This window comes from Nocardioides sp. ChNu-99, from assembly GCF_029493445.1.
GTDB lineage: Bacteria > Actinomycetota > Actinomycetes > Propionibacteriales > Nocardioidaceae > Nocardioides.
Genome location: NZ_JAHWBL010000031.1, coordinates 1 through 20,980 on the forward strand (window position 1 = coordinate 1; position 20,980 = coordinate 20,980).

The 20,980-nt window shown below is 75.5% G+C and carries 24 protein-coding genes; 14 read left to right on the forward strand and 10 right to left on the reverse strand.

Annotated features, from left to right (window positions below; translation table 11 throughout):
- The 4 genes from KK617_RS11510 to KK617_RS11525 form a co-directional block, all read right to left on the reverse strand.
- The coding region (locus KK617_RS11510; protein WP_277500157.1) for a hypothetical protein at positions 1 to 700 on the reverse strand (700 nt) is incomplete at its 3' end.
- Positions 685 to 1,545: a heme ABC transporter ATP-binding protein gene (locus KK617_RS11515; RefSeq protein ID WP_277500158.1), complete on the reverse strand. Its 861-nt coding sequence runs from the start codon at positions 1,543 to 1,545 to the stop codon at positions 685 to 687. The genes KK617_RS11515 and KK617_RS11510, both read right to left, overlap by 16 nt.
- The gene (locus KK617_RS11520) at positions 1,542 to 2,630 is read right to left on the reverse strand and encodes an iron ABC transporter permease (RefSeq protein WP_277500159.1); all 1,089 of its coding nucleotides are present in this window, start codon (positions 2,628 to 2,630) and stop codon (positions 1,542 to 1,544) included. Before KK617_RS11520 ends, KK617_RS11515 begins: the two co-directional genes overlap by 4 nt.
- Positions 2,627 to 3,694 (reverse strand): ABC transporter substrate-binding protein, encoded by a 1,068-nt coding sequence (locus KK617_RS11525; protein WP_277500160.1) that lies wholly within the window; start codon positions 3,692 to 3,694, stop codon positions 2,627 to 2,629. The genes KK617_RS11520 and KK617_RS11525 overlap by 4 nt, the downstream gene beginning before the upstream one ends.
- A 347-nt stretch (positions 3,695 to 4,041) precedes the next feature.
- On the opposite strand from KK617_RS11525, the gene KK617_RS11530 reads away from it, so the two are divergent.
- Genes KK617_RS11530 through KK617_RS11540 form a run of 3 tightly spaced genes read left to right on the forward strand, consistent with a single transcriptional unit; the run spans position 4,042 to position 6,769 of the window.
- On the forward strand, positions 4,042 to 4,707 hold the full coding sequence (locus KK617_RS11530) for a biliverdin-producing heme oxygenase (protein ID WP_277500162.1): 666 nt from the start codon (positions 4,042 to 4,044) through the stop codon (positions 4,705 to 4,707).
- 27 nt (positions 4,708 to 4,734) lie between these two features.
- On the forward strand, positions 4,735 to 5,553 hold the full coding sequence (locus KK617_RS11535) for an NAD(P)-dependent oxidoreductase (protein WP_277500163.1): 819 nt from the start codon (positions 4,735 to 4,737) through the stop codon (positions 5,551 to 5,553).
- 10 nt (positions 5,554 to 5,563) lie between these two features.
- The gene (locus KK617_RS11540; RefSeq protein WP_277500164.1) at positions 5,564 to 6,769 is read left to right on the forward strand and encodes an MFS transporter; all 1,206 of its coding nucleotides are present in this window, start codon (positions 5,564 to 5,566) and stop codon (positions 6,767 to 6,769) included.
- A gap of 83 nt (positions 6,770 to 6,852) precedes the next feature.
- On the opposite strand, the gene KK617_RS11545 is transcribed toward KK617_RS11540, so the two are convergent.
- On the reverse strand, positions 6,853 to 7,389 hold the full coding sequence (locus KK617_RS11545; protein WP_277500165.1) for a VanZ family protein: 537 nt from the start codon (positions 7,387 to 7,389) through the stop codon (positions 6,853 to 6,855).
- A gap of 224 nt (positions 7,390 to 7,613) precedes the next feature.
- Between KK617_RS11545 and KK617_RS11550 the strand changes: the two genes are divergently transcribed.
- A complete protein-coding gene (locus KK617_RS11550) occupies positions 7,614 to 8,183 on the forward strand; it encodes a dihydrofolate reductase family protein (RefSeq protein ID WP_277500166.1) in 570 nt (189 codons plus the stop codon).
- A 33-nt stretch (positions 8,184 to 8,216) separates the two neighbouring features.
- Positions 8,217 to 8,762 (forward strand): hypothetical protein, encoded by a 546-nt coding sequence (locus KK617_RS11555; protein ID WP_277500167.1) that lies wholly within the window; start codon positions 8,217 to 8,219, stop codon positions 8,760 to 8,762.
- Positions 8,763 to 8,795: 33 nt separating this feature from the next.
- Here the strand turns inward: KK617_RS11555 and KK617_RS11560 are convergent, their stop codons facing one another.
- Together KK617_RS11560 and KK617_RS11565 are read right to left on the reverse strand one after the other, a co-directional pair.
- Positions 8,796 to 9,329: a hypothetical protein gene (locus tag KK617_RS11560; RefSeq protein ID WP_277500168.1), complete on the reverse strand. Its 534-nt coding sequence runs from the start codon at positions 9,327 to 9,329 to the stop codon at positions 8,796 to 8,798.
- 111 nt (positions 9,330 to 9,440) lie between these two features.
- Complete coding sequence (locus tag KK617_RS11565) at positions 9,441 to 10,367, reverse strand: EamA family transporter (protein ID WP_277500169.1); 927 nt, start codon at positions 10,365 to 10,367, stop codon at positions 9,441 to 9,443.
- Positions 10,368 to 10,431: 64 nt separating this feature from the next.
- On the opposite strand from KK617_RS11565, the gene KK617_RS11570 reads away from it, so the two are divergent.
- Genes KK617_RS11570 through KK617_RS11580 form a run of 3 tightly spaced genes read left to right on the forward strand, consistent with a single transcriptional unit; the run spans position 10,432 to position 12,862 of the window.
- Positions 10,432 to 11,358, forward strand: a complete 927-nt coding sequence (locus KK617_RS11570; protein WP_277500170.1) for a LysR family transcriptional regulator — start codon at positions 10,432 to 10,434, stop codon at positions 11,356 to 11,358.
- Between the two features lie 33 nt (positions 11,359 to 11,391).
- On the forward strand, positions 11,392 to 11,787 hold the full coding sequence (locus tag KK617_RS11575; RefSeq protein ID WP_277500171.1) for a MerR family transcriptional regulator: 396 nt from the start codon (positions 11,392 to 11,394) through the stop codon (positions 11,785 to 11,787).
- A 34-nt stretch (positions 11,788 to 11,821) separates the two neighbouring features.
- Entirely contained in the window at positions 11,822 to 12,862 is a 1,041-nt protein-coding gene (locus KK617_RS11580; protein WP_277500172.1) for an aldo/keto reductase, read from the forward strand.
- Positions 12,863 to 12,866: 4 nt separating this feature from the next.
- Here KK617_RS11580 and KK617_RS11585 read toward each other — a convergent pair whose 3' ends face one another.
- Positions 12,867 to 13,334, reverse strand: coding sequence for an SRPBCC family protein (locus tag KK617_RS11585; protein ID WP_277500173.1), 468 nt, complete (start codon positions 13,332 to 13,334; stop codon positions 12,867 to 12,869).
- 3 nt (positions 13,335 to 13,337) lie between these two features.
- Entirely contained in the window at positions 13,338 to 14,273 is a 936-nt protein-coding gene (locus KK617_RS11590; protein WP_277500174.1) for a GNAT family N-acetyltransferase, read from the reverse strand.
- A gap of 33 nt (positions 14,274 to 14,306) precedes the next feature.
- On the opposite strand from KK617_RS11590, the gene KK617_RS11595 reads away from it, so the two are divergent.
- From KK617_RS11595 to KK617_RS11605, 3 genes are read left to right on the forward strand one after another with little or no spacing between them, the layout of a single operon-like run.
- Positions 14,307 to 15,986 (forward strand): phospho-sugar mutase, encoded by a 1,680-nt coding sequence (locus tag KK617_RS11595; RefSeq protein ID WP_277500175.1) that lies wholly within the window; start codon positions 14,307 to 14,309, stop codon positions 15,984 to 15,986.
- A 46-nt stretch (positions 15,987 to 16,032) separates the two neighbouring features.
- Positions 16,033 to 16,719 (forward strand): deoxyribose-phosphate aldolase, encoded by a 687-nt coding sequence (gene deoC / locus KK617_RS11600; protein ID WP_277500176.1) that lies wholly within the window; start codon positions 16,033 to 16,035, stop codon positions 16,717 to 16,719.
- 57 nt (positions 16,720 to 16,776) lie between these two features.
- A complete protein-coding gene (locus tag KK617_RS11605) occupies positions 16,777 to 18,066 on the forward strand; it encodes a hypothetical protein (RefSeq protein ID WP_277500177.1) in 1,290 nt (429 codons plus the stop codon).
- Here the strand turns inward: KK617_RS11605 and KK617_RS11610 are convergent.
- Positions 18,038 to 19,144: an adenosine deaminase gene (locus KK617_RS11610; RefSeq protein WP_277500178.1), complete on the reverse strand. Its 1,107-nt coding sequence runs from the start codon at positions 19,142 to 19,144 to the stop codon at positions 18,038 to 18,040. The two genes, KK617_RS11605 and KK617_RS11610, sit on opposite strands and share 29 nt — an antisense overlap.
- Positions 19,145 to 19,245: 101 nt before the next feature.
- Between KK617_RS11610 and KK617_RS11615 the strand changes: the two genes are divergently transcribed.
- The 3 genes from KK617_RS11615 to KK617_RS11625 all read left to right on the forward strand — a co-directional run bounded on the left by KK617_RS11615 (position 19,246) and on the right by KK617_RS11625 (position 20,968).
- Positions 19,246 to 19,698, forward strand: coding sequence for a MaoC family dehydratase (locus KK617_RS11615; RefSeq protein ID WP_277500179.1), 453 nt, complete (start codon positions 19,246 to 19,248; stop codon positions 19,696 to 19,698).
- 96 nt (positions 19,699 to 19,794) lie between these two features.
- A complete protein-coding gene (locus tag KK617_RS11620; RefSeq protein ID WP_277500180.1) occupies positions 19,795 to 20,775 on the forward strand; it encodes an SPFH domain-containing protein in 981 nt (326 codons plus the stop codon).
- 13 nt (positions 20,776 to 20,788) lie between these two features.
- Positions 20,789 to 20,968 carry a hypothetical protein gene (locus KK617_RS11625; RefSeq protein WP_277500182.1) on the forward strand — a complete coding sequence of 60 codons (180 nt, stop codon included), beginning with the start codon at positions 20,789 to 20,791 and terminating at the stop codon, positions 20,966 to 20,968.
- The last annotated feature ends 12 nt before the right edge of the window (positions 20,969 to 20,980 follow it).

Here is a 20,980-nt window from a genome sequence, read left to right on the forward strand (position 1 = left end):
CGGCCGCGGCGGGGGTCCCCGGGGTGGCGGCCGCACCCGGCGCGGTGCCGGTGCCCGCCCCCGCCGACCCCTCCGACGCGGAGGGGGCCGCGGCGGCGGGCTGCTCGTCGTACAGGTCGGCGACGCGGACCGGCGTGAAGGTCTCGTTCGTGCCGTTGGCGACGCCGTGGGCGCCGACGGTGATGATCCCGCAGGTGACCTCGCGGCAGTCGACGGTGCGCTCGCCGCTCGCGCGGTCGTAGGCCGTGAAGGTCGCCCCCGGGACGACCAGGGAGGTCGACCAGGAGCCGTCGGCGGCGATGGTGCCGCCGTTGGCGGACGACGCGGTGTCGGAGCCCGGGAAGGCGACGAACTTCTGGAAGCCCTGGTTGTCGCGGCTCTCGGAGTCGGGCACGTAGAAGTAGTCGACCCCGGTGCGGCCGCCGCGGGTGGGCTGCCAGCCGTCCGCGACGGTGCCGAAGAAGACGTAGACGCCGCCGTGGCCGCCGGCGACCGACTGGAAGCCGCGGCCCGAGACGGTGAGCGTGGTCGCGTAGGTGGCGTCGACGACGGCGTCGCCGTCGGGGTTGGCGACGGTGACGCGCGCCGCGGCCTGCGCGGGCGGGGCGGCGGCGAGCGGCACGAGCACGCCCACGGACGCCAGCACGAGGGCCAGGGCGGCGGGGGCGCGACGGGACGCGACGGTCAGGTGGCCGGGCACGGTTGCTCCTGGTGCGGGTCGGCGGACGGGACGGGTACGGCGGGCGCCGCCGCAGCCGGCGCGGTGGCCGGCGCCCGGGGCGGGCGGACGGGGACGACGACGAGGTGGCCGGCGTGCTCCACCACGTCGACGGGGTGCTGGTAGACCTCGCTGAGCAGCGCCGGCGTGACGACCTCGCGGGGGGTGCCGCTCGCGCGGAGCCGGCCAGCCGCGAGCACGCACACGCGGTCGGCGTACGCCGCGGCGAGCGAGAGGTCGTGGAGCACGACGACGACGGCGGCCCCGGCAGCGGCCTCCTCGCGGGCGACGCGCAGCACCGCCTCCTGGTGCTGCAGGTCGAGCGCCGCCGTCGGCTCGTCGAGCAGCAGCAGCGTCGTGGACTGGGCGAGGACCCGCGCCATCGAGACGCGCGCCTGCTCCCCGCCGGACAGGGTGGGGAAGAGCCGGGTCGCGAGGTGGGCGACGTCGGCGCGCTCCTCGGCGGCGGCGACGACCTCGAGGTCGCGCTCGGCCTCGGCGGAGCGGTGCCACGGCGCCCGGCCCATCTCGACGACCTCGCGGGCGCGGAACCCGAAGGCGAGGCGCTGCTGCTGGAGCAGCACGGCGCGGCGCCGGGCCAGCTCGCGCGCCCGGTAGGACGCCACGGGGCGGCCGTCCAGCTCGACCGTGCCAGTGGTGGGCGCGACGTCGCCGGTGAGCACGGAGAGCAGGGTCGACTTGCCCGCCCCGTTCGGGCCGACCAGCACCACGACCTCGCCCGCGGCGACGTCGAGGTCGACGCCGTCGAGGATCGGGGTGCCGTCGATGACGACCCCGACCCCGCGGGCCCGCAGGCCGGCGCTCACGCCCAGCCCCCCGCCGTACGACGGGCGCGGCGCAGCAGCCAGAAGAAGAAGGGGCCGCCGACCAGCGAGGTGAGCATGCCGATGGGCAGGTCGGCGTTGGCGATCGCCGTGCGGGCCCACAGGTCGGCGAGCACGAGGAGCACGGCGCCGCCCAGCGCGCTGGCGGGCACGAGCACGCGGTGGCCCGGCCCGGCGACGAGCCGCACCAGGTGCGGGACCACGAGGCCGACGAAGGCGATGACGCCGCAGAACGCGACCCCGGCCGCGGTCAGGAGGGCGACCAGGACGATGCAGATCATGCGCAGGCGCTCGACGTCGACGCCCACGTGGCGCGCAGCCCGGTCCCCCAGGGCCAGGAGGTCGAGCTGGCGGGCGAGCACCAGCGCGGCCACCACGCCGACGACGACGAGCGGCGTGACGACCTGCACCTCCGCCCAGCGGGAGCCGTTGAGGCTGCCGAGGGTCCAGAAGACGATCTCCTCGCGGGCCGAGGTGTTGGCCAGGAAGAGCAGGAACGACAAGCCGGCGCTGGTGATGGCGTTGACCGCCACCCCGGTGAGCACCAGGGTCACCACCTCGGTGCGTCCGTCGTCGCGGGCCATGACGTAGACGACGAGCGTGGTGACGAGCCCCCCGGCGAACGCGCAGACGGCGATCGTCCAGCTGCCGGCGAAGTCGAGCGAGAAGACGATGACGGTCGCGGCCGCCACCGCGGCGCCGGAGGAGACCCCGACGACGCCCGGCTCGGCCAGCGGGTTGCCGAACACGCCCTGCATGAGCGCGCCCGCCGTGGCGAGAGCGGCGCCGACGATCGCGGTCATGACGACGCGCGGGAAGCGCACGTTCCACAGGTTGTTCTCGGCCTGCGGGTGGGTGGGCAGCGGGCCGAGGTCGAGCCCGAGCCGGTGGAGCACCGAGCCGAGCACCTCGCCGGGCGGGATGGGGAACTGGCCCGTGGCCGCGGACAGCACGCAGGCCACGACGAGCGCCGCCGCGAGGACACCGATGAGACCGATGCCTCCGGTGACGGAGCGGACCCGGCCGCGAGGAGTGGCCGCGACCTCGCGCTGCAGCGTCGTCGTCACGCCACCTCCCCGGGCGCGTAGACGGCGACGGCGAGGGCGTTGAGGACCTGGGCGGTGAGCGGGCCGTAGCCGAGGATCTGGGCGTCCGCCATGTCGACGAACCGGCGGCTCTCGCCGGCCGGCGTGGCGGCCAGGGCGGGCAACCGCTCGAGCAGGCCGTCGACGCCGCCGGCCGAGTCGAGGCCGTCCGTCATCATCAGCACGAGCTCCGGCTGGGCGGCGATGATGCCCTCGTCCGTGACGGGCCGCATGCCGGCCCAGCCGATCTCCTCGGCCACGTCGTACCCGCCGACGGCGGTGATGAGGGCGTCGGCGCCCGAGCCCTCGCCGAACATGTAGTAGATCCCCGAGGTGCCGCGCACGTAGAGGAAGACGGTGCGCAGCTGCTCGCCGGGGCTCGTCGGGGCGACCTCCGCGATCTGCGCGGTCACCCCGGCGACCTCGGCCTCGACGCGCTCCGCGAGCTGCTCCCCCTCCCCCGGCACGCCCAGCGCCGTCGCGACCTCACCCGTGAGGCTGGCGAGGTTGTCGAGGCCACGGTGGGAGTCGACGACGACCACCGGGATGCCGGAGTCACGCATCTGCAGCATCACGTCCCAGGGGCCGAGCGAGGTGTCGGTGATGATCAGCGTGGGGTCGAGGGCGAGGATCGCCTCCGCGTTGAGGTCGTGGCCGTTCTGAGTCACCAGGGGCAGATCGGCGGCCTCGGCGAACTGGGTGCTGACGTCGCGCCCCACCAGCGACTCGCCGAGGCCGAGCTCGAAGACCGTGCGCGAGAGGGTGCCGTAGACGTCGAGCGCGAGAACCCGGCTGACGTCGGTGACCTCCACCTCCGTGCCCTGGGCGTCCGTGACGGTGACGGGCAGCTCCGGCGTCGGGTCCCCCACCGGCTCGACCGGCGTCTCGGGGAGGACGGCGGAGACCTCGCCCTCCCAGTCGCGCACGTCGTCCAGCGGCGTGACGTCGGCGAGCGGCGGCGCCGCGGGCCCGGAGGCGCCGGCGTGGCCGTCGTCCGCCGTGCCCACGCCGTCGAAGCCGCACCCACCGAGCGCCGCCGCGAGCACGAGCGCCAGGGCGGCGGTGACGCCCCCGCGGGTCGGACGGAGCGCCGTCCGGCCGGCCGGCCGACGGGAGGGCCGACGGGACGGGCGACGCGACGGGCGGGGTCGCAGGACAGGGCGCATTCTCGCGGGCTCTCGTGGTCGAGGACGGGGACGTGGCAACGTGCCGACCCCGAGCGGTCGACTTAGGTTACCCTAACCGAAGTGAGGCTAGCCTTGCCTACCGCCGGGCGACATCTTGACAGACTGTCGAGAACATGTCGACACTCTGTCAGCATCTTTTCCTCCGGACGCAGCGCCGCGTCCCACCCCCTGCCCCGACCGCCCACCGCCCCACCCGGGAGCCCGCCATGACCGTCCTCACCCGTCCCGACCTCGACGCCCCGCTGTCCACCGTCATGCGGGAGGGCTCGCAGGCCGAGCACACCGCGGCGGAGAACTCGTCCTTCATGTCGGAGCTGCTGGCCGGCCGCGTGAACGAGGCGGGGTACGCCGCCTACCTGCTGCGCCTGCGGCAGGTCTACGCCGCGATCGAGGAGACGGTGTGCGCGCACGCCCACGACCCGGCCGTGGCCGCCGTGCTCGACACCGACCTGGAGCGCCTCGCGGCCATCGACGCCGACCTCGACCACTGGGCGCCGGGCGGACCGCGCACCGTGGACAGCCCGGCCGCCGCGACGTACGCCGCCCGCGTGCGCGCCGGCGCCGCCTGGGCGCCGCTGCTGGTCGCCCACCACTACACGCGCTACCTCGGCGACCTCTCGGGCGGCCAGGCCATCGGCCGCATCCTGTCGCGGGCCTTCGACCTCGAGGCGGGCGTCGGCACGGCCTTCTACGCCTTCCCGGCGATCCCCAAGCCGAAGCCGTACAAGGACGCCTACCGCGCCCGGCTCGACGCGCTCGACCTGACCGTCGAGGAGAAGCAGCGCGTCGTCGACGAGGTCCGCGTGGCGTTCGACCTCAACCAGGCGCTCTTCCGCGAGCTGGGCGCCGACCTCGCGTCGTACCGCCGCTGAGGCGGGGCCGCCCCTAGGGTGGGCGCCGTGCGCGTACTCGTCACCGGCTCGGCCGGGAGCATCGGTCGGGTGGTGGTGAGCGGCCTGACCGCGGCCGGCCACGACGTCGTGGGCGCCGACCGCGCCCCGGAGCCCGAGGGCTGGACGCTGCCCTGGCACACGCTGGAGTGCGCGGACGCCGACGCCGTGCTCGCCGCCTTCGACGCCCAGGCGGAGGCCGGCGCCCCCGTGCAGGCCGTCGTCCACCTCGCCGGGAACCCCGACGAGGACGGTCTCGTCGAGGCGCTCACGTCGCACACGACGACCACCGCGGCGCTGCTCGACGCCATGCGGGCCCACCGCGTCGACCGCATCGTCTACGCGTCCTCCAACCACGCCGTCGGGGGCACGCCGCACGCGCCGTACTCCCCCGCCGACCCGCTGCCGGTCACGACGCCGCCCCGTCCCGACACCTTCTACGGCGTCGCGAAGGTCGCGGCCGAGGCCGTGCTGGCCCTCTACGCCGACCGGTACGGCATCGACGCGGTGGCGTGCCGCATCGGCTCGTTCCTGGAGGAGCCGGCGACGCGCCGCAACCTCGCGACGTGGCTGTCCCCCGACGACTGCGTGCGGATGGTCCTCGCCGCCCTCACCGCACCCGCTCCCGGCTTCGCCGTGCTGTACGGCGTGTCCGCCAACACCCGGGGCTGGTGGGACCTGGCGCCCGGGCGGGCCCTGGGCTACGAGCCGCTGGACGACGCCGAGGCGTGGGCCGACCGGCTGCCGACGCGACCGGAGGACGCCGTGGAGGACGCCCGCGTGGGCGGTCCGTTCGCGACCGAGACGTACTACCGCCCCGCTCTCTGAGCCCCCGGCCGTGACGACCGCACCCGCGGAGGGCGCCTCCGCCCCGCCGTCGACCCGGCGCGACCCCCGCATGTGGCCGCTCTACGCCGCAGGGTTCACGACGGCGTTCGGGGCGCACGCCGTCGCCGCGAGCCTCGGGACCGGCTCCGGGGGCGTCGTGCCCTCCCTGCTGACGCTCGGACTGCTGCTGGCCCTCTACGACGGCGCGGAGGTGCTGCTCAAGCCGGTGTTCGGGACGGTCGCCGACCGCGTCGGGGCGCGACCGGTGCTCGTGGCGGGTCTCGTCGGCTTCGCCGCCGCGTCGGCGGTCTTCGTGGTCGCCGACGACCCCGCCTGGCTGTGGGCGGCTCGCCTCGGCCAGGGCGCCGCCGCGTCGGCGTTCTCCCCGGCCGCCTCGTCCCTGGTCGCACGGCTGAACCCGGCGGCCCGCCGCGGGCGGGTGTTCGGCTCCTACGGCTCGTTCAAGAGCGTCGGCTACACCCTCGGTCCGCTGCTCGGCGGCGTGCTCATCCACGTCGGCGGGCTGCGGCTGCTCTTCGCGGTGACCGCCGCGCTCGGTCTCGCCGTCGCGGTGTGGGCCCTGCTCGCGGTGCCCGCCGTACCCCCGCTGCCCCGCACGCGCCAGACGGTCCTCGACCTCGCGCGGCGCCTGGGGGACGGCGGCTTCCTCGTCCCCACGGCCGCGCTCGCCGGTGCGACCGCAGCCCTGTCGGTGGGGGTGGGCTTCCTCCCCGTCACCGGGGCGGACGCCGGTCTCGGTCCCGTCGTCACCGGCGCCGCCGTCTCCTTGCTGGCCGCGACGGCCGCCGTCGTGCAGCCGCGCGCCGGTCGCGCGCTGGACGCGGGGCGCCTCGACGTGCGCACCGGTCTGGGGGTGGGGCTGCTCGTGACCGCCCTCGGCCTCCTCGCGCCGCTGGTGCCCGACGTGGCCGGGCTGCTGCTCGCGGCGGTGCTCGTCGGTGCGGGCACCGGCGTCATCACGCCGCTGGGGTTCGCGGCCCTCGCCGCGTCCACCCCGCCGGAACGCATGGGGCAGACGATGGGCACCGCCGAGCTCGGCCGCGAGCTCGGCGACGCCGGCGGGCCGCTCCTCGTCGCCGCCGTGGCCACCGTCGCCGGCCTCTCCCTGGGGTACGTCGCCCTCGCCGCCCTGCTCGCCGTCGGCCCCGCCGTCGTGCTCGCGACGCGGCGGCGACGGGGCGTCAAGGTTCCGTAAAGCCGCGCGGACCCTGCGGTGGATCGCGACGGCCCGGTTCGGTGTCGTGACCGAGCAGCTGGCGCGACCGCTCGTGCGACCCCTCAGTGCCAGCTGAACCGGTCGCGCAGAGCGACGACGGTCGAGATCCGCGTGAGCAGCCGGAGTGCTCCGAAGCCGGCCAGGGCGCCCGCGACGTTGAAGAGCAGGTCGTTCACGTCGGCGATGTGGCCACCGCTCAGCAGGTGGGCCGTCGCGTACTGGACGACCTCGATGCCCAGGCTGGACGCCGCGGCGATCGCCAGCACGCGCCCCCACGAGGCCCCGACGAGGACGAGCGGCACGAGGACCCCCACGGGCACGAAGACGGCGACGTTCATCGCGGCGTCGGCGACCTCGTAGTCGGCGAGCGGTACGAGGACGAGGAAGTCGTCCCACGACGCGTCACGGCCGGGCTTGTCCAGGTAGATGGGGAAGACGGTGTTGGCGACCACTCCGGCGACGTACACGGACAACGCCACGGCCACGGTCGCTCGCGGCAGGGAGAGGCTGCGGCGGCGACGCAGGCTCTCCAGGAGCGCGACGAGGACGATGACGCCGAGGGGCACCACCACGGGCAGGACGGGGACGTGACGGAACACCGGTGGTCTCCTGGTCTCAGACGCGCCGACGCCGACGCGTGGTCGAAGCACGCGTCGTGGACGCTATCCCGCAGTCCTGCTCGGTTGCGGCGGCGAGGGCCGTGCAGCCCCTCGGGTCCGGCGGCGGCGTCGTCCGACGGGGGCACGGGGGCGTCACCGATGAGAAACGTCACCGGCAGCCGTCTGATGACCGTCCGACTCACACCGTCCACCCGGGGAGAACCATGAGACCGCTCCGCTACTCGATCAACGTCACGCTGGACGGCTCGGTCTCGCACGAGGCGGGGATCCCCCCGGACGAGGAGTCGATGCGCTACTGGGCCGCCGAGATGGCGGGGGCCGACGCGCTGCTGCTCGGCCGGGTGACCTATCAGATGATGGAGTCGGCGTGGCGCCGGCCGGGGTCGGGCGCGTGGCCCGACGGGGTGGCCGCGTGGGAGCTCCCGTTCGCCGAGGCCATCGACGGGGCGAGGAAGTACGTCGTGTCGAGCACGCTGGGCGAGGTCGACTGGAACGCCGAGCTGGTGCGGGGCGACGTGGGGCAGGCCGTCCGGCGGCTCAAGCAGCAGCCGGGTGGGCGCCTGTGGGTGGGCGGCGTGACGCTCCCCACCGCGCTGGCGGACCTGGGGCTCATCGACGAGTACGAGCTCCTCGCGCAGCCGGTCCTCGCCGGGCACGGCCCCAGCCTGCTCGGTGGTCTGCGCGAACGGATCCGGCTCGAGCTGGTGGACCGTCGCGAGCTCGCCTCGGGTGCCGTCGTCGTGCGCTACCGGCCCGCGCGCCCCGCGGCCTGACGTCCCCGGCCTGACGTACCGGGGAGGGCGGAGATGTACCTCGAGTTCTTCAGTGACGACAACTACGAACCGCTGTGGCAGCACGGGCCCGGCCCGGGCGACGTCGGTCCCGCCGACACCGCCGAGCTGGGCCTCAGCGACGGTCTGCTGGCCCGACTCAGGGCGTGGTGCGTCGAGGCGAGCGGCGGCCCGATGCGCGGCGGCCTCCTGGACCACCACGTCCGGGCCCTCGAGCTCGCCCGCCTGGTGCAGCTCGAGTTCGGCGACGAGCACGAGGTCTGGCGCCTGGACGGCCCCGGCTCCCGACCGTTGGTCCTGGCCGGTGAGGGCGAGGGCGCAGACCTGGCCCGCACGGTGGCCGGTCGACCCGTCGCGGTGCCCCTGCGGCAGGTGAGCAGGTCGACGACCACGCACCGGCGCATCGTCCAGTGGCGCCGGGCACGGCTGCACGCACGGGCCGGTACGGCGGGCACCGCGGCGTGGCGCGCGGAGGGTCTGGCGATCGCGGCGCGCCTGCAGGAGGAGGTCGGCCTCGACCACGCCGTCACCTACCTCGGCGGTCGCACGGAGCGCCCCTGACGCCCCCGGCGGTCGCTGCCGGCGGTGCGCCCGTCACTGGTACCAGCAGGGGGCGCGCTGCCACGCCGCCAGGCGCGACACGGGAGCGGCAGCGGTGTCGCCGGTCGACGTCAGGTGCAGGAACTCGTCGCCCTCGAGGTCCGCCCAGGTCGACGCTCGCGCGTACGGGCCGTCGAGCGACCGCTCGTTCGTGTGGGTCCAGCCGTAGACGGCCCAGGCCACGTCCGGACCGAGCACGACGTCGTCCCGGACCTGGAGCGGCCAGGAACTGCCGTCGGCGACCTCGCCGGGCGCGTCGACGTCGGCCAGCTCCCGGGTGTCGGACTCCTGCTGCAGCTCCGCGCCGTCGCCCGCCGCCTCGACCTCGGTGCCGTCCTGCGGCAGTGCGTAGAGCGTGAGGCCGTCGACCGGTTCCGAGCCCTCGCAGATCTTGACGTGGGCGACGTACGTGCCGTCGGCGGCTCGGGTGACGGCCACCTCCCCGACGCTGGGGACCCCGCACCCGCCGAGCGCGACCAGCACCAGTGCCGCGACGACGAGCAGTCCTCCTCGCGAGTTCCAGCCCACCGGGGCATCCAACCATCACCAGCCCCGACGAGCGGGCGGACCTCGACGTGGATCGATGAGCGTCGCGTCGGCCGGGCCACGGCCGGAAATCCCGCCGGGCACCCCGCCGGGTCACCGCGGGACGGTGCCCGGCTCGTCGCCCGAGGCGCTGACCACGACCTGCTCCGTTGCGTCGTCCTCGCCGGCGGCGGCGCGCGCACCCGACCGCTCGGCCCCGAGGCCTGCGGCCACGACGAGCACCAGGCCCACGACCGCCCCCGGGCCGGGCAGCTGCCCCAGCAGGACCAGTCCGATGACGAGGGCGATGGCCGGTTCCAGGCACATGATCGTGCCGAAGGCCGCTGCGGTGAGGTGGCGCAGCGCCACCATCTCGAGCGCGAAGGGCACCACCGGCAGCAGGACGGCCAGGCCGGCGCCGAGCAGCAGGACCTCCCAGGTCAGCACCCCCGCGAGGTCGCTGCCCGGCAGCACCAGCACGGTGCCGGTCGCCACGAGTCCCGCGACCGGCATCGAGACCGCCAGGCCCTGCACGCCCTCGACCTCGTCGCCGACGCGCTGGGTCAGCACGATGTAGCCCGCCCAGCAGGCAGCCGCCGCGAGCGCCGCCGCGACGCCGAACACGTCGACGTCGCCGCGCCACGGTTCGGTCAGCAGCAGGACCCCGGCCCCGGCCAGCAGCGGCCAGGCCAGCCGGGCGACCACGCCGCGACCACGCAGCACCGCCACCGAGAGCGGACCCAGGAACTCGAGAGCACTCGCCGTGCCCATCGGCAGCCGCGAGACCGCCACCATGAAGAGCATCGTGACGCCCGCGGTGATGACACCGAGCGCGACGCAGGTCCGCAGCGCGCGCCCGGACATCGATCCCCTCCGAGGGCGCAGCACCACGAGGGTGATGAGCCCGGCCCACACGAGCCGCAGCCACGCGGCTCCGTCCGGACCGACGCGCCCGGCGAGGCCGACCGAGACGGCGATGCCGAGCTGGACGCAGAGCATGGAGGCGAGGGCGAGCGAGGCGCCGGTGCGAGCGGTGGACACGCGCCCAGTAGATCCAGCCGGTCCGTCCGCGTCCACGCGAGAATCATGAACGGACCGTCCGTCCATGCCTGACAATCGGTGGGTGAACATACGCCGTCTCGAGCTGCTGGTCGCGCTGTCCCGCCTGGGGTCCATGCGGGAGGTCGCCGACGAGCTCGGGTCCACCACGTCGACGGTCTCGCAGCAGCTCGCGGCGCTCGCTCACGAGGTGGGCGCCCCCCTGCTCGAACCGCACGGCCGGCGGGTGCGGCTCACGCCGGCCGGCCGGCGCCTCGTCGAGCACGCCGTGACCATCCTGGCGGCCGTCGAAGCGGCACGGGCCGCTCTCGATCCCGGTGCGGAGCCGGCGGGCACCCTCCGCACCGGGGGGTTCGCGACGGCCGTCCGGCGCAGCCTCCTGCCCGCCCTGCACACGCTGGCGGACACGTGCCCGCGGGTGCGGCTCCTCGTCAGCGAGTACGAGCCGGGCGAGGCGCACGCTCTCCTGCTCAGCGACGACCTCGACCTGGCGCTGACCTACGACTACAACCTGGCGCCGACGACGCTCGACCGGTCGCTCGTGGCACACCGGCTGTGGTCGACCACCTGGGGGCTCGGCGTGCCTGCGGAGACTGCGCCCCCGACCGGGTCGGCGACCGACGTCGTGACGGCGTTCCGCTCCACCCCCTGGATCGTGAACTCGCGCGGCACCGCCGACGAGGACGTCGTCCGCACGCTCGCCTCGATGGCGGGGTTCCTCCCCGACGTCACCCACCGCGCCGACAACCTCGACCTCGTCCAGGACCTGGTCGCCGCCGGGCTCGGCGTCGCCCTGCTCCCCGAGGACTCGGTGCTGCGCGAGGGTGTGCGCGTCGTGCCCCTGCGCGACCCGGAGGTGCTGCTCCAGGCCTACGCGGTCACACGGACCGGCCGGGCGACCTGGCCGCCCCTCGCCGCCCTGCTGCGCACCCTGGGCCCCGCCGGTGAGGACGGATCGAGTGTCGGCCCTTGACCTCGAGCGCACTCGAAGGTCGACACTGGGCCGGTGAGCGCCCTGCCGGAGACCAGCACGTCGTACTCGATCGCGGAGGCGGCCGCCCTGAGCGGCCTGACCACCCACACGTTGCGCTACTACGAGCGCGACGGGCTGATGCTCGTGCCCGTCGGGCGGGCCAGCACCGGGCACCGCCGCTACGGGCCCGAGGACCTGCGCTGGATCGAGATGGTGACCCGGCTGCGCTCGACCGGGATGCCCGTGCGGGAGGTGCGGCGCTACGCCGACCTGGTGCGCGCCGGCGACGGCAACGAGGCCGAGCGGCTCGAGCTGCTGCGCACCCACCGCCGTGCCGTGCTCCGCCAGCTCGCGGAGACCACCGAGCACCTCGGCGCCATCGACCGCAAGATCGGCATCTACGTCGACCGGCTCGAGCAGGACGCTTGACCTCGAGCGCGCTCGAAGGTCTTCACTGGAGGACATGAGCGACAACACCACCCCGTCCACCACCACGCCGCCCCTCACCACCTTGGGCACCGCCGCGCCCCTGACCGTCTCCGCCCTCGGCCTGGGCTGCATGGGCATGTCGGAGTTCTACGGCACCGGCGACGAGGCCGAGGCGACGCGCACCATCCACCGCGCGCTCGACCTCGGCGTCACGTTCCTCGACACGGCCGACATGTACGGCCCCTTCACCAACGAGCAGCTCGTCGGCGCCGCCCTGGCCTCCGCGCCCCAGCCGCGCGACGCCGTGCAGCTGGCCACGAAGTTCGGCAACGAGCGTCTCCCCGACGGCACCGGGCTCGGCGTGAACGGCCGCCCGGAGTACGTCCGCGCCGCCTGCGACGCCTCCCTGCAGCGCCTCGGCGTCGACCACATCGACCTCTACTACCAGCACCGCGTCGACTTCTCCGTGCCGATCGAGGAGACCGTCGGCGCCATGAAGGAGCTCGTCGAGGCCGGCAAGGTCCGCTTCCTGGGCCTGTCCGAGGCGGGCGCCGAGACCATCCGCCGCGCCCACGCCGTGCACCCGATCACCGCGCTGCAGAGCGAGTACTCCCTCTTCACCCGCGACCTCGAGGACACCGTGTGGCCGGTCCTGGCCGAGCTCGGCATCGGCCTCGTGCCCTACTCCCCCCTCGGCCGCGGCCTGCTGACCGGCACCATCGCGCGCCCCGACGACCTGCCGGCGGACGACTCCCGGCGCTCGGGCTACTTCCCCCGCTTCGCCGACGGCGCGCTCGACGCCAACCTGGTGCTCGTCGCCCGCGTCCGGGAGGTCGCGGAGCGCCTGGGGTGCACCCCCGGCCAGCTCGCGCTCGCCTGGGTGCTCGCCCGCTCGGGCCCCGAGGTGGGCGTCGCGCCGATCCCGGGCACGAAGCGGGTCCGCTACCTGGAGGAGAACACCGCCGCGCTGTCCGTCGACCTGACCCCCGACCTCGTCGCCGAGCTCGAGGCCGCCGTCCCCCGCGACGCCGTCGTGGGCCAGCGGTACGGCGACATGTCCACCATCGACGCCTGACGGCTCAGGCCGCGTCCGTCCCCGACAGGCGTCCCAGCAGGCCCCGTCGGCAGCCCTCCATCATCCGGTGGTGGTTCCACCGCAGCAGCGGGTCGGCCAGGCGCACGAGCGGGGCGGGCACCCGCCCGGGCCGCCCGGCCAGGTCGACCTCCTGGTGGTAGTCCACCCGGCACCCCGGGCCGCCACCGACCGCAGCCTCCGGGGTGAGCGCGAACCGCGCCTCGCCCCGGAGGTCGCCGTCGACGTCCACGGCGAGCAGGTCGGGCTCGCGGACGCGGGCGTGCAGGTGCAGGCGGAGCTCGTAGGGCAGGGTCGAGCGGGCGACGACGTCCGCGTCGTCAGGGCCGCGCGGGACGACGGCGCGCACCTGCGGCCACCACGCGGCGTACCCCTCGACGTCGCCCAGCACCGCCGCCACCCGCTCCGGGGCGTGCGGCAGGTGCCACCGCTCGGTGAACACGTAGGCGCCCACGCCTCAGCCCTCCCGCCCGGGACGCAGCGCCGGGCGCCGCTGCCACGTCGTGAGCAGCGGCCGGTAGCCCACCGACGCCCAGAAGGGCGCGGACCACGGGCTGACGCCGGCGTGGTGCAGCAGCAGGGCGGCCCAACCCTCGTCCACGGCGCGGGCGTGCGCGGTCGCGGCGAGCACCCGCCCGAGGCCCGCCGAGCGGTGGGCGGGGTCGACGTACGCCCCCACGAGGTAGCCGGCCGGGGCGAGCCACGTGGCCCCGGTCGCCCACGCGGCGGGCTCGGGCGGGTTGACCTGGCAGAAGGCCAGCGGCGAGCCGTCGACCTCCGCGACCCACGTCCACCCCTCGTCCCGTGCCAGCGCCTCCGCGAGCTCGGGGGCCAGCGAGGCCCGGGCGTCCGGACGCTCCGGCACGGAGCCGAACCGGGTCTCCCAGCGGTGCAGGTCGAGAGTCCGCTCGAGGAGCCAGGGCACGTCCGCCTCGCCGGCCGGCCGCACCACCACCCCGTCGGGCGGCGTGCGCCAGCCCGCCGGGTCGGGCCGGTCCAGGATCCGCACGGCGAGGACCGAGGCCGGCCCGAAGTGGCGCCGCACGAGCGGCGCCACGAGGGCGGAGTCGCGGCTGGCCAGCGTCACCGCGGCCGCGGTCTCGTCGTCGGTGGCGGCCGGGTCGCCGGCCAGCTCCGCGAGCCAGGCGTCGAGCACCCGCCCCCAGGCCGCGCCGTCAGGGGCCGCGGCGCGCACGTGCAGGGCGTGGCTCCGCCGGGCGACCCACAGCGAGTCGGTGGTCGTCGTGGTGGCGACGGCGCCGACATCGCCGTCGACCAGCACCCGCCCCTCCGGCAGCTCCGCGACCCGCACGAGCGGGTCCACCTCCGCCAGGCGCGCCTCGTGGGCGGCCTGGAGGGCGGCGAGCTCGGGACCGGGTGTCGAGGAGGGCACCGGCCCATCCTGGCACCGGCTACCGTGCCGCCCATGACGACGCCGCTCCCCACCGACCTCGCCGACCGGGCCCGGGCCTGGATGGCCGAGGACCCCGACGAGGCGACCCGCGCCGAGCTCGCCGGCGTCCTGGACGCCGCGGAGCAGGGCGACGCCGCGGCCACCGCCGACCTCGCGGACCGCTTCGACGGCACGCTGGAGTTCGGTACGGCGGGCCTGCGCGGCGCCCTGGGCGCAGGACCCAACCGCATGAACCGCGTCGTCGTGCTGCGCGCCGCTGCGGGCCTGGCGGCGTACCTGCGGGCCAACGGCGCCAGCAACGAGGACTCGGTCGTCATCGGGTACGACGCGCGCCGCAACTCCGACGTGTTCGCCCGGGACACCGCGGAGGTGGTGACGGGCGCCGGCCTCAAGGCGCTCCTGCTGCCGCGCCCCCTGCCGACCCCGCTGCTGGCGTACGCGATCCGCGAGCTCGGCTGCGTCGCGGGCGTGATGGTCACGGCGAGCCACAACCCGCCGGAGGACAACGGCTACAAGGTCTACCTCGGCGACGGCTCGCAGATCGTGCCGCCCGCCGACAGCGGCATCGCGGCCGAGATCGACCGGGTCGGGGCGCTCGCCGACGTGCCGCGCGGGGGCCCCGGCCGGGTGCTCGACGACGCCGTCGTGGACCGCTACCTCGACACGGTCGCGCAGCTGCCCGACGACGGCCCGCGCGACCTGCGGATCGTCTACACGCCGCTGCACGGCGTCGGCGGCGTCCCCGTGCGCCAGGTGCTCGAGACCGCCGGCTTCGACGAGCCGTCGGTGGTGGAGGCGCAGGAGGAGCCCGACGGCGCGTTCCCGACGGTGGCGTTCCCCAACCCGGAAGAGCCGGGCGCCATGGACCTGGCCCTCGACCTCGCCGTGCGCGTCGGCGCGGACCTCGTCGTGGCCAACGACCCCGACGCCGACCGCTGCGCCGCCGCCGTACCCGTGCCGGGCACCGGCTCCGGCTCGTGGCGCATGCTGCGCGGCGACGAGGTCGGCGCCCTGCTGGCCGCCCACCTGCTCTCCCGCGGCGTCGAGGGCGTCTTCGCGTGCTCGATCGTCTCGTCGTCGCTGCTGGGCAAGATCGCGGCCGCCGCGGGCCAGCCGCACGCCGAGACGCTCACCGGCTTCAAGTGGATCGGCCGGCTCGAGGGGCTCGCCTACGGCTACGAGGAGGCGCTGGGCTACTGCGTCGACCCGTCGTCGGTGCGCGACAAGGACGGCGTCTCGGCCCTGCTCCTGCTCTGCGAGCTCGCCGCAGCGCTCAAGGCCGAGGGCCGCACGCTGCTCGACGCGCTGGACGACCTGGCCCGCACCCACGGGCTGCACGCCACCGACCAGCTCTCCGTGCGGGTCGCGGACCTGGCCGTCATCCGCGACGCGATGGCGCGCCTGCGCACCACCCCGCCGGTCGAGCTGGGCGGGCTGGCCGTGCTCGAGGCCACCGACCTGTCCCTCGGTACGGCGGAGCTGCCGCCCACCGACGGCCTGCGCTACCGGCTCGCCGACGGCGCGCGCGTCATCGTCCGCCCGAGCGGCACGGAGCCGAAGATCAAGTGCTACCTCGAGGTCGTCGTCCCCGTCGAGGAGGGGGCCGGCGACGGCGTCGCGGCCGCCCGGATCGTCGCGACGCAGCGTCTCGACGCGCTCAAGCAGGGCGTCCGCGAGGCCGCGGGGCTCTGAGCGCCCGACCGGCGGGGCCGACGGCGCGGGCACCTATGCTGACCCGGTGACCGCCGAGACCCCCGCCGCGAGCCCCGCCGAGATCGCCCGCCTCATCGACCACACGCTGCTCAAGCCGGAGGCGACGCGCGCCGACGTCGACGCGCTCGTGGCCGAGGCCGCCGAGCTGGGCACCTACTCGGTCTGCGTCTCCCCCTCGATGCTCCCCCTCGAGGTGCCCGCGGACCTGGCCGTCGCCGTCGTCTGCGGCTTCCCCAGCGGCAAGCACACCTCGACCGTGAAGGCCGCGGAGGCGGCCGAGGCCGTCGCCAACGGCGCCGACGAGGTCGACATGGTCATCGACGTCGGCGCGGCGATCGAGGGCCGGTACGACGACGTGCGGGCCGACATCGCGGCCGTGCGGGCCGCCGTGCCCGCCCCCACCGTGCTCAAGGTCATCATCGAGTCGGCGGCCCTGCCCGACGACGCCATCGTCGCGGTCTGCACCGTCGCGGCCGGCGTGGGCGCCGACTTCGTGAAGACCTCGACCGGCTTCCACCCCTCCGGCGGGGCCACGGAGCACGCGGTCCGGCTGATGGCCGAGACCGTCGGCCCGGGCGTCGGCGTGAAGGCGTCCGGCGGCGTGCGGACCCTGGAGCAGGCGCGGGCCATGGTCGCCGCGGGCGCGACGCGCCTCGGGGTCTCCGGCAGCCGCGCGCTGCTCGGCGGCGGCCCGTCCACCGGCTCCTACTGAGTCGCGCCGACCGACGACGACCGGCCGACCACCCCTCCGCCCCCGCACCGCCCGCCCGTGACCACCGCTCCCCCGTCCGCCCGGGTCGTCGTGCTCGCCGGTCCCTCCGGGTCGGGCAAGTCGCGCCTGGCCGAGCGCCTGGGTCTGCCCGTCCTCCGGCTCGACGACTTCTACCGCGACGGTGACGACCCCGCCCTGCCGCACATCACCGAGGGCGCGAACGCCGGCCTCGTCGACTGGGACCACCCCGACTCGTGGCTGCCCGACGACGCCATGGCCGCCCTGGAGGCCCTGTGCCGCGACGGGCGGGCCGAGGTGCCCGTCTACGAGATCGCGGCGAACGGGCGCACGGGCTCCCGGGTGCTCGACCTCGGCGGGTCGCCCCTCTTCGTGGCGGAGGGGATCTTCGCCGCCGACGTCATCGCCGCCTGCGCCGAGCGGGGGCTGCTGGCCGCGGCGTACTGCCTCACCCAGCCGCCCGCCGTCACCTTCTGGCGGCGCCTCACCCGCGACCTGCACGAGCGGCGCAAGCCGCCGCTGGTGCTGCTGCGTCGGGGCATGGCGCTGGCCCGCGCCCAGCGCGACGTGGTCGCCCACGCGGTGGCGCGGGGCGCGACGCCGGCCTCCACGCACGACGCGTTCGCGGCCCTGCGCGACCTCGTCGCGGCCACCGACTCCCGCCCGCCGGCGGCGCGGTCGTCGCTCGGGGCGGCGCTGGAGCTGTTCCGCCAGCCCGACGGCACGACCTGCGGGTCCTGCTGCCTGGTGGCCGCCCACCTGCACCACTCCCCGGCGTACGCCGCCGCGGTGCTCGGCGACGCCGACCTCCTCCCCCGGCTGCACGCCGAGGCGCTCGCCGTGCAGCGGGTGACGGCCGGCGCCCGTCTCGCGGGCGAGACGCAGGTGCCGTGGCCGACCCGGCTCGGTACGGCGCCCTGGGCCCTCGCGCGGCACCTGCGGCTGGTCTCGGGGCGGCCGGGCACGACGTACGCCTGGACCCCGCGCGGCGACGACTTCTGGGAGCGGATGACCGCGGCGCTCGACGCGGGGCACCCGGTGCCGCTCTACGTCGGCACCCGCCTCCTGCCGCGCCACGTCGTGCTCGTGCTCGACGCGGCCGACGACCACCTCGTGGCCTACCAGCCCGGGCGCGGCGGCACGGTGCGCGTCACCCGCGGGGAGGTCACCCGCAGCGAGGCCCGCGCGCTGGGGTGGCCGCACGTGTGGGGCGGCGTGCTGCCGACGCTCACCGCCGGTGGTGATCCCCGCCGGGCCCCGGTACGGCGCGCCCTCCCCCTGGCGCGCCGCCGGGCCGGCGTCACCGCAGTGCCGCGTACCCGGGCTTGATGACCTCGGTGATGAGCGCGTACCGCTTGTCGTAGTGGGTGAACGCCGACTTCATGGCGTTCGTCGTCAGCCACTCGAGCCGGCCGAGGTCGAAGCCGGCTTCCGTGTGCAGCAGCCACATCTCCTCGGTCATCGACGTGCGGCTCATGAGCCGGTTGTCGGTGTTGACCGTGACCCGGAAGCGCAGGTCGGCGAGCAGTCGGATGGGGTGCTCGGCGATCGACGACGCGGCGCCCGTCTGCACGTTGGAGCTCGGGCACATCTCGAGCGGGATGCGCTTGTCGCGCACGTAGCTCGCGAGCCGGCCCAGGCGCACCTGGCCGTCGGGGCCGACCTCGACGTCGTCGATGATCCGGACGCCGTGGCCGAGGCGGTCGGCGCCGCACCACTGCAGCGCCTCCCAGATCGACGGCAGCCCGAAGGCCTCGCCGGCGTGGATGGTGAAGTGCGCGTTCTCGCGGCGCAGGTACTCGAACGCGTCGAGGTGGCGGGTGGGCGGGTAGCCGGCCTCGGCGCCCGCGATGTCGAACCCGGTGACGCCCCGGTCGCGCCACGCGACGGCCAGCTCGGCGATCTCCCGCGACATCGCCTGGTGCCGCATGGCGGTGAGGATCTGGCGGGCGACGATCGGGCGCCCGGCCTCGGCCGCGAGCGCCATGCCCTCGTCGAAGCCCGCCTGCACCGCGGCGACGACGTCGTCGGGCGTGAGGCCCTGCTCCGTCATCAGCTCGGGCGCGTAGCGGATCTCGGCGTACACGACGCCGTCCTCGGACAGGTCCTCGACGCACTCCCGGGCGATGCGGGTGATCGCGTCGCGGCGCTGCATCACCGCCACCGTGTGGCGGAAGGTCTCGAGGTAGCGCACCAGCGAGCCGGAGTCGGCCGACTCGGCGAACCAGTCGGCGAGACCGGCGGGGTCGCCGGCCGGCAGCTCGTGACCGATCTCGGCGGCGAGGTCGACGATCGTGGCGGGGCGCAGGCCGCCGTCGAGGTGATCGTGGAGCAGCACCTTGGGGGCGCGGCGCACCAGCTCCCGGGTCAGCGGGGCGGGGGCGGAGGGGGGTGTGGTCTCGGCCATGGCTCATCCTCTCAGCCGCTAGGGTCCCGAGCGGGAATCGACGCACGACCCCGCCCCACGCCCGCCCGTACCCGCCCGCACCACCGCCGACAGGAGTCACCATGCGCACGTTCACCACGCTCGACGAGGTCGCCGCCGCCGCCGGCGAGGAACTCGGCACCTCCGAGTGGGTCACCATCGACCAGCAGCGGGTCGACACCTTCGCCGAGGCCACCGGGGACCACCAGTGGATCCACGTCGACGCCGAGCGCGCGGCGGCGGGGCCGTTCGGCGGCACCATCGCCCACGGCTACCTCACCCTCTCCCTCGTTCCGTGGCTCGGCAGCCTGGTCTTCGCGTTCGAGACCCCCGGCGCCAAGCTCAACTACGGCGTGAACAAGGTGCGCTTCCCCCAGCCGCTGCTGGTCGGACGCCGCGTGCGGGCCCACGTCGCGCTCGGCGACGTGGCCGACCTGCCGGCCGGCAAGCAGGCACTGCTGCGCTACACGATCGAGATCGAGGGCGAGGCCAAGCCCGCGTGCGTGGCCGAGACCGTCGTCCTCCTCCTGCCCTGACCTCCTCGCCCGCCACGGGGAACTAGCAAAGTGATATCACTCTGCTACATTCTCCTTGAGGGCCGGCGACGGACGCCGGCCGGGAGGGGGACGACCATGGCGATCACCGAGGACGAGACGCGGCTGGACATCGACGAGCGGCGCAGCCCGGCCGTCGGCGGCTGGCCGGTGCTGGCGCTGTTCGTGCTGATGCTGGCGGGCGGTACGGCGGCACTCGTCGCCGGGCTGGTCCGGCTCGCCGACGACCCGGGCGTCGCCGGTGCCGCGCTCACCGGGCTGGGCGCCCTGGTGCTCCTGGCCGCGCTCGTCGTGTCGACCGGGTTCGCCGTCGTCGCGCCGGGCGAGACCCGGGTGGTCGTCTTCTTCGGCAACTACCTCGGCACGATCCGCCGGACGGGCCTGGCGTGGACGGTGCCGTTCACGCTGCGCCCGAAGGTGCCGGTGCGGGTGCTGAACTTCGAGACCGAGACGCTCAAGGTCAACGAGCGCAACGGCTCGCCGGTGCAGGTGTCGGCGATCGTCGTGTGGCAGGTGAAGGACACCGCGAAGGCCCACTTCGCCGTCGACGACTACCGCGACTTCATCGAGAGCCAGGCCGAGTCGGCGCTGCGCCAGGTCGTCGCCCGCCACCCCTACGACCACCAGACCGAGCGCATCGCCGCGATCGTCTCGCCCGAGCTGGCCGACGACGAGGCCCTGCCGGTCGACGGCGACGAGGTCACCCTGCGCGAGGACGGCGAGAAGGTGGCGGACGAGCTCGCCGAGGAGGTCAACGCCCGGGTGCACCTGGCCGGGCTCGACGTGCTGGAGGTGCGGCTGTCGAACCTCTCCTACGCCTCGGAGATCGCCGGGGCCATGCTGCAGCGCCAGCAGGCCCAGGCCGTGCTCGACGCCCGGCGCGTCGTCATCGACGGCGCCGTCGGCATCGTCGGCGACGCCCTGGCCCGGCTCGAGGAGGACACCGACATCGCCCTCGACCCCGAGCGGCGGGCGGCGATGACCTCGAACCTGCTCACCGTCATCGTCGGCGGCGCGGGCGTGCAGCCGGTCGTCAACGTCGGCTCGCTCTACAGCTGAGTCGGCGGACACCGTGCCTCGCGAGCCGTCCGGCAAGCGCGAGCGGGCGCAGATCCTGCTCCGCATCGACCCCCGGGTCGCCGACGCCCTCCGGCGCTGGGCGGCCGACGAGATGCGCTCGACGAACGCCCAGATCGAGATGGCCCTGCGGGAGGCGCTGAGCCGCGCCGGGCGCCTGCCCGAGCAGGACTGACCTGCTCGGGCC

Bases quoted from the DNA above. Each gene is read 5' to 3' on its own strand.
- KK617_RS11570 (WP_277500170.1), top strand. From the start codon at position 10,432: ATGCCTGACAATCGGTGGGTGAACATACGCCGTCTCGAGCTGCTGGTC.
- KK617_RS11555 (WP_277500167.1), top strand. From the start codon at position 8,217: ATGTACCTCGAGTTCTTCAGTGACGACAACTACGAACCGCTGTGGCAG.
- KK617_RS11615 (WP_277500179.1), top strand. From the start codon at position 19,246: ATGCGCACGTTCACCACGCTCGACGAGGTCGCCGCCGCCGCCGGCGAG.
- KK617_RS11580 (WP_277500172.1), top strand. From the start codon at position 11,822: ATGAGCGACAACACCACCCCGTCCACCACCACGCCGCCCCTCACCACC.
- KK617_RS11595 (WP_277500175.1), top strand. From the start codon at position 14,307: ATGACGACGCCGCTCCCCACCGACCTCGCCGACCGGGCCCGGGCCTGG.
- KK617_RS11620 (WP_277500180.1), top strand. From the start codon at position 19,795: ATGGCGATCACCGAGGACGAGACGCGGCTGGACATCGACGAGCGGCGC.
- KK617_RS11550 (WP_277500166.1), top strand. From the start codon at position 7,614: ATGAGACCGCTCCGCTACTCGATCAACGTCACGCTGGACGGCTCGGTC.
- KK617_RS11610 (WP_277500178.1), bottom strand. From the start codon at position 19,144: ATGGCCGAGACCACACCCCCCTCCGCCCCCGCCCCGCTGACCCGGGAG.
- KK617_RS11530 (WP_277500162.1), top strand. From the start codon at position 4,042: ATGACCGTCCTCACCCGTCCCGACCTCGACGCCCCGCTGTCCACCGTC.